This window comes from Mycolicibacterium parafortuitum, assembly GCF_010725485.1.
Classification (GTDB): Bacteria; Actinomycetota; Actinomycetes; order Mycobacteriales; family Mycobacteriaceae; genus Mycobacterium.
Map to the genome: position 1 here is coordinate 206,869 of NZ_AP022598.1, position 14,032 is coordinate 220,900.

Annotated in this window: 11 protein-coding genes; 7 read left to right on the forward strand and 4 right to left on the reverse strand. The window is 70.8% G+C overall.

What is annotated here, in order from left to right; all coding sequences use genetic code 11:
- Positions 1–51: 51 nt before the first annotated feature.
- The 3 genes from NTM_RS00945 to NTM_RS00955 are packed head-to-tail and all read left to right on the forward strand — an operon-like array spanning position 52 to position 4,078.
- The gene (locus NTM_RS00945) at positions 52–843 is read left to right on the forward strand and encodes a universal stress protein (protein WP_163765164.1); all 792 of its coding nucleotides are present in this window, start codon (positions 52–54) and stop codon (positions 841–843) included.
- A gap of 27 nt (positions 844–870) precedes the next feature.
- A complete protein-coding gene (locus NTM_RS00950; protein WP_163765165.1) occupies positions 871–1,767 on the forward strand; it encodes a universal stress protein in 897 nt (298 codons plus the stop codon).
- Positions 1,760–4,078, forward strand: a complete 2,319-nt coding sequence (locus NTM_RS00955; protein WP_163765166.1) for a heavy metal translocating P-type ATPase — start codon at positions 1,760–1,762, stop codon at positions 4,076–4,078. Before NTM_RS00950 ends, NTM_RS00955 begins: the two co-directional genes overlap by 8 nt.
- Before the next feature lie 5 nt (positions 4,079–4,083).
- Here the strand turns inward: NTM_RS00955 and NTM_RS00960 are convergent, their stop codons facing one another.
- The 4 genes from NTM_RS00960 to NTM_RS00975 form a co-directional block, all read right to left on the reverse strand.
- Positions 4,084–5,544, reverse strand: coding sequence for a bifunctional aminoglycoside phosphotransferase/ATP-binding protein (locus NTM_RS00960; protein WP_163765167.1), 1,461 nt, complete (start codon positions 5,542–5,544; stop codon positions 4,084–4,086).
- A complete protein-coding gene (locus NTM_RS00965; RefSeq protein ID WP_163765168.1) occupies positions 5,541–6,599 on the reverse strand; it encodes an alcohol dehydrogenase catalytic domain-containing protein in 1,059 nt (352 codons plus the stop codon). The genes NTM_RS00960 and NTM_RS00965 overlap by 4 nt, the downstream gene beginning before the upstream one ends.
- Positions 6,600–6,611: 12 nt before the next feature.
- Positions 6,612–7,409: a ribosome hibernation promotion factor gene (locus tag NTM_RS00970; protein WP_163765169.1), complete on the reverse strand. Its 798-nt coding sequence runs from the start codon at positions 7,407–7,409 to the stop codon at positions 6,612–6,614.
- Between the two features lie 63 nt (positions 7,410–7,472).
- Positions 7,473–8,324, reverse strand: a complete 852-nt coding sequence (locus NTM_RS00975) for a universal stress protein (protein WP_163765170.1) — start codon at positions 8,322–8,324, stop codon at positions 7,473–7,475.
- A 145-nt stretch (positions 8,325–8,469) separates the two neighbouring features.
- On the opposite strand from NTM_RS00975, the gene NTM_RS00980 reads away from it, so the two are divergent.
- From NTM_RS00980 to NTM_RS00995, 4 genes are read left to right on the forward strand one after another with little or no spacing between them, the layout of a single operon-like run.
- Complete coding sequence (locus tag NTM_RS00980) at positions 8,470–10,134, forward strand: NAD(P)/FAD-dependent oxidoreductase (RefSeq protein ID WP_104862938.1); 1,665 nt, start codon at positions 8,470–8,472, stop codon at positions 10,132–10,134.
- A gap of 6 nt (positions 10,135–10,140) precedes the next feature.
- Positions 10,141–11,604, forward strand: coding sequence for an ATP-binding protein (locus NTM_RS28970; protein ID WP_104862937.1), 1,464 nt, complete (start codon positions 10,141–10,143; stop codon positions 11,602–11,604).
- Entirely contained in the window at positions 11,597–13,057 is a 1,461-nt protein-coding gene (locus NTM_RS00990; RefSeq protein ID WP_104862936.1) for an ATP-binding protein, read from the forward strand. Before NTM_RS28970 ends, NTM_RS00990 begins: the two co-directional genes overlap by 8 nt.
- Positions 13,050–14,024 carry an LLM class F420-dependent oxidoreductase gene (locus NTM_RS00995; protein ID WP_197746357.1) on the forward strand — a complete coding sequence of 325 codons (975 nt, stop codon included), beginning with the start codon at positions 13,050–13,052 and terminating at the stop codon, positions 14,022–14,024. Before NTM_RS00990 ends, NTM_RS00995 begins: the two co-directional genes overlap by 8 nt.
- Positions 14,025–14,032: the final 8 nt, after the last annotated feature.

Sequence of the window (14,032 nt, forward strand, 5' to 3'; positions counted from 1 at the left end):
GCGCGGTGTAGCGCATAGCGTCGGAAGGCGCACCCTCGATCGGAGCCCGCGATGACAGCCGCGAACACCTCTGGACCCGTGGTCGCCGGCATCGACGGTTCGCCGGCGGCACTGCACGCGGCGCTGTGGGCGGTCACCGAAGCCACCGCCCGCGCAACCACACTGCGGTTGGTCTACGTGCTCACCCCGGCCGACCGCACCGCCCCCGAATACGCCGAGGACGTCGCGCGCGCCCACGCCGCCCTGGACACCGCGCGCACCACGGTCGAGGTCGTCGACGCCCCGGTGACGGTCGAGACCGCGATCCTGGACGGCCCGGCCTCGGAAGCGCTGATCACCGAATCGTCCGGGGCACAGCTCATTTGTGTCGGCACGGTCGGTATCGGCCGGTACGCCCGATCCGTCGTCGGCTCCACTGCGGCCGACCTCGCCGAGAAGGCGCACTGCCCGGTCGCGGTGATCCGCACCGACCTGCACCCGCAGGCGCCGGTGCACTGGATCATCGTCGGGATCGACCGGCCCGGCGACGACGCGGTCGCGGAGTACGCGCTGCGCGAGGCGGCGCTGCGCCATGCCCCGGTGTTGGCCCTCGGCGGCGGGGCGACCGCCTCCGCGGAAACACTGGAGGACCGGATCCGGCCCTGGCGCACACGCCATCCCGACGTCCACATCTATCCGATCGCCGGGGCGGGAGACGCCGCGCAGTTCCTCAACAGGAATGACGAACCCGTCGTGCTGGCGGTGATCGGCCCCGACGAAACCGGCGACCTCGCGCAGATCGTGGGGCACGGCCATTCCCTGTTCCGGCACGGCGCCGCCTCGGTGCTCGTGGTCCGACCCTGATCCACCGGCAACCCCAGGAGGCAGAACGTGTCCGAAACAGCAACAGACATCGGGATTCTCGTCGCCGTCGACGGCTCACCGGAGTCCGACGCCGCGGTGCGGTGGGCAGCACGAGAAGCCGTGCTGCGCAACCGGCCGGTGACCCTGATCCACGTCGTGGCGCCCATCGTGGTCACCTGGCCGATCGACGGCGTGATGACGAGCTACTACGAGTGGCAGGAAGAAAACGCCCGCACCGTGGTCACCGCGGCGGAGAAGGCGCTAACCGCCGCCGCGGGCGACCACACGCTGGCCGCGGTCAACATCGAGATCCGCCACGACGCCATCGTCCCGGAGCTCACCGCCGCGTCCGAGCACGCCGATCTGCTGGTGATCGGCAGCCGCGGGCTCGGTCGCGTCGGCGGGGCGCTGCTCGGCTCGATCAGCCGTACCCTGCTCCACCATGCGCGCTGCCCCGTCGTCGTCACCAAGGAAGCCGTCACCAAGGAAGCCGGGGCCGGGACGCCACGCGACACGTTGCCGGTACTGCTCGGCATCGACGGCTCCCCGGCGTCGGAGAACGCGACGGCGTTCGCCTTCTCCGAGGCGTCGTTCCGTGGCGTCGACCTGATCGCACTGCACGCGTGGAGCGATGTCGCGGTCTTCCCGGCACTCGGGATGGACTGGCACACCTACGAACAACAGGGCCACGAGATTCTCGCCGAGCGCCTCGCCGGCTGGCAGGAGCGCTACCCCGACGTCCACGTGCAGCGCCGCCTGGTCAGCGACAAACCGGCGCACTGGCTTATCGAGGAATCCGAGAACGTCCAACTCGTGGTCGTCGGCAGCCGCGGCCGCGGCGGTCTCGCCGGCATGCTGCTCGGCTCGGTCAGCACCGCTGTCGCCGAATCGGCACTCGCGCCGGTCGCGGTCCTTCGTGGCTGATGCCACCGGCCGGTTGCGGGCCCTGCTGGAGCCCGCGCTGGTAGTCCTCACCGTCGGGGCGCTGGCCGCCGGCGGTGTCGCCTGGCTGGTGAGCGCCCGCACGGTCGCCGACATCTGCTGGGCCGTAGGCACTCTGATCGCCGTCGTCCCCGCGGTGGCGTGGGTGCTCGGCGCGCTGCGGCAGGGCCGGCTCGGCGTCGACCTGATCGCGGTGCTGTCTCTGGTCGGCACACTGTGGGTCGGCGAGTATCTCGCGGGCTCGCTCATCGCGGTGATGCTGGCGGGTGGCCGGGCCCTCGAGTCCGCCGCGTCCAGACGCGCCTCGCGCGACCTCAAGGCGCTGCTCGAACGGGCGCCGCGGTTCGCGCGCCGCCGGGTCGGCGACCAGGTCACCACGGTTGCCCTCGACGAGGTGGCCGCAGGCGATCTGCTCGTCATCGCACCCGGGGACGTGGTGCCGGTCGACGGCCGGGTCGCCGACGTGGCGGCGGTGCTCGACGAGTCGGCGCTGACCGGCGAACCCCTGCACGTGGAACGGCCCGTCGGGGACGCGGTCCGCAGCGGGGTGGTCAACGCCGGCGGCGCGTTCGAGCTCAGGGCCACCGCCACCGCCGACGACAGCACCTACGCCGGCATCGTCCGGTTGGCTCAGCAGGCCGGCGCCGAGAGTGCACCGGTGGTGCGTCTGGCCGACCGCTACGCGGCCTTCTTCCTGCCGCTGGCCCTTCTGATGGCCGGCGCGGCGTGGCTGGCCAGCGGCTCGGCGGTGCGTGCGGTGGCCGTGCTGGTGGTGGCCACCCCGTGCCCGCTGCTGCTGGCGGCGCCGGTGGCCATCGTGTCCGGGCTGTCGCGGGCGTCCCGGGTCGGGGTGGTGATCCGCAGCGGCGGCGCGCTGGAGAACCTGGGCCACGCCTCGACGTTGGTGATGGACAAGACCGGCACGCTGACGATGGGTCGCCCGCAGGTCGTCGACGTCGTCGCGGCGCCGGGCACCGACGCCGGCGAGATCCTGCGGCTGGCCGCCTCGGTGGACCAGCTGTCCCAGCATGTGCTCGCCGAAGCCATCGTCACCGAGGCGACGGCCCGCGGACTGCAGCTGTCGCTGCCCACCGACTCCGCCGAGGAGGCGGGCCGCGGGGTGAGCGCCACCTTGGACGGCGTCCGCGTCACCGTCGGGAAGCTGAGTGACACCGCCACCGCCACCGCCGAGTGGATGCAGACCGCGCTCAGCCGCGCCCGGCTCGACAATGCGGCGATGGTCTGGGTCGCCGTCGACGTCGCACCGCGCGGTGCCGTGCTGCTGCGGGATCCGTTACGCCGGCAGGCCCCCCGGACGATGCGCAGACTGCGCGGCGCCGGGATCGACCGGCTGGTGATGCTCACCGGCGACCGGGCCGAGCCCGCGCGTGAAGTCGCCACCGTGCTCGGCCTCGACGAGGTCTACGCCCAGCAGACCCCCGCCGACAAGGTCGCCGCGGTGCGCGCCGAACGCGAACGTGCGGTGACGGTGATGGTCGGTGACGGCATCAACGACGCGCCCGCGCTGGCCGCCGCCACCGTGGGGGTGGCGATGGGTGCGCGCGGCGCCACCGCGTCGTCGGAGGCCGCCGACGTGGTGCTGACCACCGACCGGCTCGACCGCCTCGCCGACGCGATGGACATCGCGCGGTGGTCGCGGCGCATCGCCGTGCAGTCCGCCGTGGTCGGCATGACGTTGTCGGTCGCGGCGATGGCGGCGGCCGCGTTCGGCCTGCTTCCCCCGGCGGCCGGCGCGTTGCTGCAGGAGGCCATCGACGTGTCGGTGATCCTCAACGCGCTGCGCGCACTGCGCCCCAATCCGCGCACCACGGTGCCGCTGCCGGCGGACACCGAGGCGATGCTGCGCGGGTTCGCCGCCGAGCACGACGAACTGCGCGAGGCCCTCGCCCAGATCCGGGACAGCGCAGACCGACTGGCACAGAGCCCCGATGAGGCCGCGCTGGACTCGGTGCGCCGCACCAACCGGCTGCTGGTCGAACGGATACTGCCGCACGAACGCGCCGAGGAGACCGCGCTGTACCCGGCGCTGGCCTCACCGCTGCGCAGCGGTGAGGCGACCGCCACCATGAGCCGCACCCACGCCGAGATCCAGCGGCTCGCCGACCGCATCGGCACGCACGTGCAACTGGCCGAGCAGGCCGGCGGGATCCAGCCCGAACAGGTCGAGGATCTGCTGGCATGCCTCTACGGCCTCTACGCCGTGCTACGCCTGCATTTCACCCAGGAAGAGGAGAACTACTTCGCGCTGGCCGACGACGACCCCGAGGGCTGACCGGATCAGCGCGCGTCGAGGCACACCCGGTGGGCCGCGGCGACCGTGTCGGGCAGCGGCGCCCCGGTGTCGAGCGGATACGCACCCGGCCAGTCCGTCTCCCACCGCGACAGCTCGGCCGCCAGTTCCGGGGTGGCGTCCGAGGTCGTCGGCCCCCGGTGCGCGATCCGCCGCTGGGCCTCGGGAACCGGTACGGTGCACCGCAGTTCGACGAGCGCGGAGTGTGTTTCCGCCGCGACGGCGTGTGCGCGGTCGCGGTGCCCGGCGTCGCGCCAGGTGCCGTCCAGCACCACCGAATGCCCGGCCCCGAGCCAGCCGCGCGCCCGGTCCAGCACCTCGTCGTAGACCGCCGACACGTTCTCCTCGGAGTAGAGACCGGCGCCGAGGTCCCCGGCCCGGCCGTGCACCGCGCCGGCGCGGATCAGCTCGCGCCGCACGTCGTCGGTCGAGATCACCTGTGCGTCAAGCGCTTCGGCCAGCCCGCGGGCCACGGTGGTCTTTCCCGTGCCGGGGCCGCCGCCGACCATCACCAGCCGCACCGCACCCGACCTCAGATGCGACCGCGCCATCGAGAGGTGGTGTCGCGCCTCGGGGACCGAGTCGTCGCGGCCCTGGCCGGCGCGCACACAGTCGGTCTTGGCGCGCACGGTCGCGCGGTAGGCGATGCAGAAGTGCCGCAGGGAGGCCGGGGCGGCGTCGCCGGCGCGGCGGCAGTACTCGTCGAGGAACAGCGCACCGAGGTCGGGACGGCCGAGGAATTCCAGATCCATCGCCAGGAATGCCGCGTCGTCGACCCCGTCGACGTAGCGGAGTTGGTCGTCGAACTCCAGGCAGTCCAGCATCACCGGCCCGTCCGCGGTGCAGAAGATGTCCTGGGCCAACAGATCTCCGTGCCCGTCGACGACCCGGCCGTCCGTGATCCGGCCCGCGTAGAGAGCCCCACGGCCGGCCAGATACCGCTCGGCGCGGCACGCGATCTCGGCCAGGGACGCCTCGTCGAGCAGCGTCCCCGCGTGCCGCCGCAGCTCGGTCACATTGTGCCGCCACCGCCGTGTCAGCGCCTCGACGGTGGCCTCGTGGTCGATCTGCGGTCCGCGGTCGGCGCCGCGATGGAACCCGGCCAGGATCCCGGCGATCGTCACCAGCCATCCCCGGACGTCGTCGCCGGCGCGCACCAGCGCGGCCAGCCGCTCGCTGTCGGGATACCTGCGCATCACGATCACCGGCTCCGGCTCACCGGCCGGCGACCGGTAGGACCCCAGACCGAGATACGCCTCGGGGGCCAGCCGCCGGTTCAGCTCCAGCTCCCGGCGGCACGCGGCCTCTCGCTTGTCGCTGGTGCCGAAGTCGAGGAAGTCGGTGCACACCGGTTTCTTCACCTTGTACGCACGGTCGCCCACCAGCACGACCAGCCCGGTGTGTGTCTCGTGGAGTTCGGCGCCGAGATCGCCGCGGTCCGGGCTCACCCGGACGCCGACTGGGTCGCCGTCACCAGCACCTTCAACGCCCCGGAGTTCGCGGCGTCACTGAAAACCTCATAGGCCGTGTCGAATTCGTCCATGGTGAAACGGTGGGTGACCATCGGCGAGGTGTCGAGCCTGCCGGAGGCGACCAGCCCGATCAAGGTGGGCGTGGAGAACGTGTCCACCAGCCCGGTCGTGATGGTCAGGTTCTTACTCCAGATCTGCTCCAGATGCAGGGTGGCCGGGGCGCCGTGCACCCCGATGTTGGCGACGTGCCCGCCCGGACGCACCAGGCGCACCGACTCCTCGAAGGTCTCGGGCACACCGACGGCCTCCATCACCACGTCGGCTCCGAGCCCCGCGGTCAGTTCGTCGATGACGTCACGGGCCGACTGCGTTCCGGAGTTCACGGTGAGGTCGGCGCCCAGCGCGCGCGCAGCGTCCAACCGGGCGTCGGCGAGATCGATCGCCACGATGTGGCTGGGGCTGTACAGCTTCGCGGTGAGGATCGCGGCCAGGCCGATCGGCCCGGCGCCGACGATCGCGACCACGTCGCCCGGGGCGACGGTGCCGGCGAGCACACCGACTTCGTAGGAGGTGGGCAGGATGTCGGCCAGCACGATCATCTGCTCATCGCTGACCCCGGGCGGCACCCGGTGGGTCGAGTTGTCGGCGAACGGCACCCGGACGTACTCGGCCTGGGTGCCGTCGATGTAGCGGCCAAGGATCCACCCGCCACCTCCCAGGCACTGGCCGTAGTGGCCCTGCCTGCAGTACCGGCACGCCCCGCACGAGCTGACACAGGAGACCAGCACCCGGTCCCCGACCGACAGCGTCTGCACGGCGGCGCCGGTCGCGGTGACGGTGCCGACCGCCTCGTGGCCGAGGATCCGTCCCGACTCCACCTCCGGCACATCCCCTTTGAGGATGTGCAGATCGGTGCCACAGATCGTCACCGCGTCGACGCGGACGATCGCATCACCGGCGTGCAAGATCTGCGGGTCGGGAACCTCCTGCCAGAAGCGGCGTCCGGGTCCGTCGTACACCATCGCGAACATGTCGCACCCCTTTCAGGACGGTCCGGCCGGGGTGATCAGCCCGTAGTCGCCGTCGTAGCGTCGGTAGAGGACGCCGGCGCGGCCCTGCGCCGCGTCGACGTAGAACAGGAACGGACGGTCGAGCAGTGCGAGCCGCTGCACCGCGTCCTGCTCGCGAAGGCAGGGCAGCGGTTGGGTGCTGATCGTCACCCTGCCCTGGTGCGGCGCCAGCGTGTCGGCGACCGACGGCGCCACCAGCGCCGCCCGGTAGCCCGCGGATCCGTCCCGGTACACGACCACCGCTGTGCCCGAACCACTTTCGGTGAACAGGTGAAAGTCGTAGTCGAGCAGCTCCATCTCGGTCACGGCGTCGTCGAGCGTGCAGGGCGCCATCGCGTAGGACTTGCGGCGCACGATCCGGGGAGCCGCACCCTGGCCCGTGGTGCGCTGCGGACCGCGCCCGGGCTTCTCGTCGTGGCGCCACGGGGGTGCCGCGTCAGGACCCTTGCGGGCCTCCCACCGCTCGGCGAGGTGCTCCAGCCGACGGCGCAGCCGCGACTCCAGCGCGTCGACCGCCTCGCGTGCGGAGTCCGCCGTCACCTGGGCGCGCACCGGGCGGCCGCCCACCTCGAGGTTGGCCTGGCCGACCACCGGCTGTGTCACGGCCGGATCGCCGTGCCGGGTCAACCGGACCCGCGCCCTGGTCACCGGGCGCTTGGCCAGCCGGGCCAGGCCGCCGATCTTGGCCTGCGCGTACTCGTCGGCCCCCGGGAACTCACCGTGGGTGGTGACCTCGACGTCGACGACGGGCGGTCCAGCGGCATTGCTCACACCTCAGTCGTACGCCGATTCGACCGACGATGTAAGGGGCTAAGGTCCTCCGGCCCCGGCCGGTCAGCTGTGGGTCACCAGCACCGGGCGTTGCGACCGGTGCACGGCGGCGACGGCCACGCTGCCCAGCAGCACCTCACGCGGTAGGGACCGGCCGCGAGATCCCACGGCCAGCACGGCGGCGCCGCGGGAGCCGGCGTAGTCGATCAGCGCGTCGGCGACCGCGCGCTCGCGCCACCTGCCGAGGCCGGCCGGTTCGTCGAGGCGGACCAGTTCCAGGTCTGTCGCCGCAGGGCTCACCGGGATGTCGGCGCCCTCGTCGCGGACCGCCACCAGGATCACCTCGCGGCTCGGGAACAGCCGGCGCACACGGTCGACGGCGGCGTCGGCGCCGGGCGAGCCGTCGTGGCCCACCACGACCGGCCCGGCCGCCAGCGCGGCGGCCTCGTCGGCCAGCAGCGGGTTCGGCACCACCAGCACCGGGACGGTCGCGTAGTGCACGACCATGTCGCTGACCGAACCGAGAAGCGCCTCGGCGCCACCCAGCCCGCGGTCACCGACCACGATGACGTCGGTGTCCAGTTTCTCGGCCAGCTGGGCCAGCCGCAGCCCTTCGGACCCGATCGTGCGCTTGACCATCGGCTCGGCGTCCCATTCGGCGGCCTTAGCCAGCGCGACGCCGGTCGCGGCGATGGCGTCGGCTTCGCGGGCGCCCTCCCGTTCGATGAGCTCCACCAATTCGTCGGCGCTGGCAGCGGCGGTGCGCAGCCTGCGCCGGAGTTTGGTGCTGGCGAACGGCGGCGTCCAGATGTGCGTGATCCAGGCATGGGCGTCCGGGAACAGCACGGCCGCCGCGTTGAGGGCCGCGCAGGCCGCCGGCGACCCGTCGTAGCCGACCATCACATTCGCCGGCATCCGCATTCCCCTTCACCGTCGGACCGCACCGCCGTCACCACTGACGACGGTAGGTTCAGCCCGGATACCCGGATAGGGTCCGAATACCCTTGCCGGTCCGTCCGGGCCGGGCAATTCCCTGGACACGGGGCGCATACTTATTGCGATGACTGGACCTGAGCACCAGCCCCGAAAACCCGTGATCCTGACCGTCGACGACGACCCCGCGGTCTCGCGCGCGGTGGCCCGCGACCTGCGCAGGCATTACGGCGAGAAGCACCGCATCGTGCGCGCCGAATCCGGCCCCGACGCGCTGGAGACCCTCAACGAACTCAAGCTGCGCGGCGAGACCGTCGCGGTGTTCGTCGCCGACTACCGGATGCCGCAGATGAGCGGCATCGAGTTCCTCGAAGCCGCGATGGACATCTTCCCGATGGCCCGCCGCGTGCTGCTCACCGCGTACGCCGACACGCACGCCGCGATCGACGCGATCAACGTGGTGGATCTGGACCACTACCTGCTCAAGCCGTGGGACCCGCCGGAGGAGAAGCTCTACCCGGTGATCGACGCGCTGCTGGAGGCGTGGCGGGCCACCGGTGACCGCGCGATCCCGCACACCAAGATCATCGGCCATCCGTGGAACGCGCGGTCGTCGGAGGTGCGCGAGTTCCTGGCCCGAAACCGCCTGTACTACACGTGGTTCCGCTCCGACGAACCCCGCGGAGCGCAGCTGCTGGAAGCCGCCGGGCTGGACGGGCTGACCCTGCCGGTGATCATCACCGAACAGGGTCAGACGCTGGTCGACCCGACCGACGCCGAACTCGGCGCGACGCTGGGCCTGACCACCACCCCGGCCGAGGATTTCTACGACCTGGTCGTGATCGGCGGTGGCCCGGCGGGGCTGGCCGCCGCGGTGTACGGCGCGTCCGAGGGCCTCAACACCGTGCTGATCGAACGCACCGCGACCGGCGGGCAGGCCGGCCAGAGTTCGCGCATCGAGAACTACCTCGGCTTCCCCGACGGTTTGTCCGGTGCGCAGCTCGCCGAGCGGGCCCGCAGGCAGGCCGAGAAGTTCTCCGCCGAGCTGATCACCGCCGCCGAGGTCACCAAACTGGAGGTCGACGGCGTCGCCCGGACCGTACACCTGTCCGACGGACGCACCATCGGCACCCGCGCGGTGATCCTCGCGATGGGTGTCGAGTACCGCCAGCTGCCCGCGGAGGGCTGCGCGGACCTGACCGGGGCCGGGGTGTATTACGGCGCCACCGCGTCGGTGGCGGCCGACTGCGAGAACGACGAGGTCTATGTCGTCGGTGGCGCGAACTCCGCGGGCCAGGCCGCGATGTTCCTGTCCCGCACCGCCAAATCGGTCACCATCGTCAGCAGGCGCACCCTTGAGGAGTCGATGTCGCACTACCTGATCCAGCAGATCAGGGCGACCGAGAACATCAAGGAACTGCCCAACACCGTGGTGCACGCGGTCAAGGGCGATGGGCACCTCGAGGGCATCTGCCTGGAGAACACGAACACCGGTGAGCGCGAGGAGTTCCGGTGCGGGCGGATGTTCATCTTCATCGGCGCCGAGCCGCGCACCGACTGGCTCGACGGCGTGGTGGTGCGCGACGACCACGGGTTCATCCTGGCCGGGCCGGATCTGCGCGACGTCAGCGGCTGGACGCTGGACCGCCCACCACACCATCTGGAAACCAGCGTCCCCGGCGTGTTCGTGGCCGGCGACGTACGCGCCGAATCGGCCAAGCGGGTCGCCGCCGCCGTCGGCGAGGGATCCATGGCCGTGATGCTCGTCCACCGGTACCTGGCCGAGACGTAGCCGCCCGTGTCGACGTGTGATCTGGCAGAGCTGCGCGGACTGTTCCTGTTCGAGGGACTCACCGACGCCCAGCTGGCCAGGTTGTGCGCCGACGCCCGGATCGAGACGTTCCCGGCCGGCCGGCTGTGCCGCGAAGGCGACCCCGCGGAGCACTTCTACGTGCTGCTCGACGGCGAGATCGCGCTGTCGAAACGCTCCGGCGACCGCGATATCGACATCTGGCGCGCGTCCGACCCGGGGGTCTACTGCGGGGCGTGGTCAGCGTTCCTGCGCGACCCGGACGTGCGATACGAGAACAGCGCGAGCCTGACCCGGCCGTCGCGGCTGCTCGTGCTCGACGCCAAGATCCTCGGCGATTTTTTGGCCGCCGAGTTCCCGATGGCCACCCACCTGCTGGTAGGGCACTCGCACGGCCGCTTCCACGCGCACCAGATCCTGGGCCCGCACGACCGGCTGGTGCAGCTCGGCAAACTGACCGCCGGCCTGACCCACGAACTGAACAATCCGGCGGCCGCCGCGGTGCGGGCCGCGAACGCGCTGCGGACCCAGATCGCCGGCATGCGGCACCGGCGCGCGGAACTGCCCGCGCACGAGCTCTCGCCGGCGGCGATGGCCTCGCTGGTGGAACTGCAGGACCGGATCGCCGAGATCGCGGGCAAACAGAAGGCGCTGACACCGGTCGAGAAGTCCGACCTCGAAGAGGCGCTGGGCCTGTGGCTGGACAGCCGCGGGGTCACCGATGCGTGGGAGCATGCCGCGACGTTCGCCGAAGCGGGCCTTGACGTGGATTGGATGGAACGCATCTCGGCCTCGCGGTGCTGCGAATCCGCCGCCGGCCTCGACCCGGTGATCCGCTGGCTGGCCACCACCGCCGAAACCGAGCTGCTGCTGACCGAGCTCACCGATTCGACGACGCGCATCTCCACGCTGATCGAACAGACCAAGCAGTACTCGCAGCTCGACCGGGCCGCGTTCGACGTCGCCGACGTCCACGACCTGCTCGACTCGACGCTGACGATGTTCGCCCACCGCCTCGACGGGGTCGCGGTGGTCCGGGACTTCGACCGCGGCCTGCCCGCCCTGCCGTGCTATCCGGCCGAGCTCAACCAGGTGTGGACGAACCTGATCGAGAACGCGCTCGACGCGCTGACCGGGCACCCCGGACATCGGAGTCCGGTGCTGACCTTGCACACCCGACGGGAGCTGGACATGGTCCGCGTCGAGGTGCGCGACAACGGCGGCGGTATCCCCGGCGACCTGATGGAGCGGGTGTTCGATCCGTTCTTCACCACCAAACCGTTCGGCAACGGCGCCGGACTGGGCCTCGACATCGCCGCCCGCATCGTCGACCGGCACGGGGGAAGCCTGTGGGCGGAATCAAATCGCGGCGATACGCGTTTCATTACGTCGCTCCCTCTGGCCACATCCGGCTCGGTCGCAGCGTCACAGGAAGGACCCTCCGATGGGTGATAAGTGTGTGCCCGAGGAACTGCGCACCCTGTTCCTGTTCGAAAGCCTGACCGACGAGCAGCTGGACACGCTGTGCGCCAACGGGCACATCGCGACGTTCGAGCCGGGGCCCATCTGTACCGAAGGGGACCCGGCCACCTGCTTCTATGTGATGCTCGACGGCGAGTTGGTGATGTCGAAACGCTCCGGCGGCGTCGACCTGGAAACCAACCGGACGTCGCAGCGCGGCGTGTACTGCGGGGCCTGGTCGGCGTATGTGCCCGGTGAGGACAAGACCTACCAGGCGTCGGTGCGGGTGACCCGGCCGTCCCGGTTCTTCGTGCTGGACGCCGCGGCGTTCGCGCAGTTCATGCAGACCGAGTTCCCGATGGCGGTGCACCTGCTGGAGGGCCACATGGTCGGCGGTATGCGGCAGCGCCAGATCATCGACACCCGGGAGAAGCTGCTCGCCCTCGGCCAACTGTCGGCGGGGCTGACCCACCAGCTCAACAACCCCGCCGGGGCGACCGCCCGCGCTGTCGCCGACCTGCGCGAGGGTGTCGGCAAGATGCGGCACAAACTGGCGATGCTCGCCGACGGGAAGTTCACCCCGGAGGCGTTGCGGGTGCTGGTGAGCATCCAGGACGAGGTCGCCGAGCAGGTGGCCAAATCGAAGACCCAGGACCTGACCGCGCTGGAGACCGCCGACCGGGAGGACCAGATCGGCGACTGGCTGGAATCGCACGGGATCTCGGCGGCGTGGGACTACGCGCCGTCGTTCGTGGAGGCCGGTCTCGACGTGGACTGGCTCGAACGTGTCGAGGCGTCCATCGACGACGTGGACTGCTCGGCGACGCTGCCCGGCGCGATCGGCTGGCTGAAGTACACCATCGACAACGAGTTGCTGATGAACCAGATCGCCGAGGCCAGCAAGCGCATCTCGGCGCTGCTGGCCGGCGCCAAGCAGTACTCGCAGATGGACCGCGCCGAATACCAGAAGGTCAACGTCCACGAGTTGTTGTTCAGCACCGTCAAGACGATCTTCGGCGACAAACTCGGCAGGGACAAGGTCGACCTGGTCTGGGACAAGGACAAGACTCTGCCCGAATTGCTCTGTTACCCAGGCGATCTCAACCAGGTATGGACCAACCTCATCGACAACGCGATCCAGGCGATGAACGGTGTGGGCACGTTGACCATCCGCACCATGAGGGAGAACGAGGACATGATCCGGGTGGAGATCTGCGACGACGGGCCCGGCATCCCCGAGGACATCCAGGACCGCATCTTCACGCCGTTCTTCACCACCAAGCCCGTCGGCGAGGGCACCGGGCTGGGACTGGACCTCGCCTGGCGCATCGTCGTCGAGAAGCACAAGGGCAACCTGACGGTGCAGTCCCGGCCCGGCGACACGCGCTTCGTGGTGTGCCTGCCGCTGGCCGCGCCGGCGCCGGAAGTCGCCACCAATGACTGACACACCACTGACCGACACGAAGCCCGACCTGGGGGCCTTCGGATCCTTCGGCCGCGGGGTCACCCCCGAACAGGCCACGCAGATCGAGGCGCTGGGGTACGGCGCCGTCTGGGTCGGCGGATCCCCGCCCGCCGAACTCGACTGGGTCGAGCCCCTCCTGGCGGCCACCACCACCCTGAAGGTCGCCACCGGCATCGTGAACATCTGGACCGCCGCAGCCGGTCCGGTCGCCGAATCGTTTCACCGCATAGAGGCCGCCCACCCGGGCCGCTTCCTGCTCGGTATCGGCGTCGGCCATCCCGAGGCCCACCAGCAGTACCGCAAGCCGATCGATGCGCTCACCGAGTACCTCGACAAGCTCGACGAGTACGGCGTCCCCCGCGCACGCCGCGTCGTCGCCGCGCTCGGGCCCAAGGTGCTGCGGCTCTCGGCGTCGCGTGCGGCCGGCGCGCATCCGTACCTGACCACACCGGAGCACACCGCGCGGGCGCGCGACCTGATCGGACCCGAAGCGTTCCTGGCCCCGGAACACAAAGTGGTGCTGACTTCCGACGAGCGCTCGCGCGAGGAGCATGTCACCGACGAGCGCTCGCGCGAGGAGCATGTCACCGACGAGCGCTCGCGCGAGGAGCATGTCACCGACGAGCGCTCGCGCGAGGAGCATGTCACCAATGCCGACGAAGCCCGCGAGGTCGGCCGCAAAGCGCTCGACATCTATCTGAACCTGGCCAACTACCTGAACAACTGGAAACGCCTCGGCTTCAGTGATCAAGACGTCGCCAAACCGGGTAGTGACCGACTGGTGGACGCCGTGGTCGCCTACGGCACCACCGACCAGATCGCCGCGCGGCTACGAGAACATCTCGACGCCGGCGCCGACCATGTGCCCGTACAGGTGCTGACCGGACCCGACAAGCTGGTGCCTGCGCTGGCCGAACTCGCCGGACCGCTGGGACTGAACGGATAAGGAGACAC

Excerpts from the sequence above, each read along its gene's own strand:
- NTM_RS00945 (WP_163765164.1), top strand. The coding sequence starts at position 52 with ATGACAGCCGCGAACACCTCTGGACCCGTGGTCGCCGGCATCGACGGT.
- NTM_RS00965 (WP_163765168.1), bottom strand. The coding sequence starts at position 6,599 with ATGTTCGCGATGGTGTACGACGGACCCGGACGCCGCTTCTGGCAGGAG.
- NTM_RS00975 (WP_163765170.1), bottom strand. The coding sequence starts at position 8,324 with ATGCCGGCGAATGTGATGGTCGGCTACGACGGGTCGCCGGCGGCCTGC.
- NTM_RS00980 (WP_104862938.1), top strand. The coding sequence starts at position 8,470 with ATGACTGGACCTGAGCACCAGCCCCGAAAACCCGTGATCCTGACCGTC.
- NTM_RS00990 (WP_104862936.1), top strand. The coding sequence starts at position 11,597 with ATGGGTGATAAGTGTGTGCCCGAGGAACTGCGCACCCTGTTCCTGTTC.
- NTM_RS00995 (WP_197746357.1), top strand. The coding sequence starts at position 13,050 with ATGACTGACACACCACTGACCGACACGAAGCCCGACCTGGGGGCCTTC.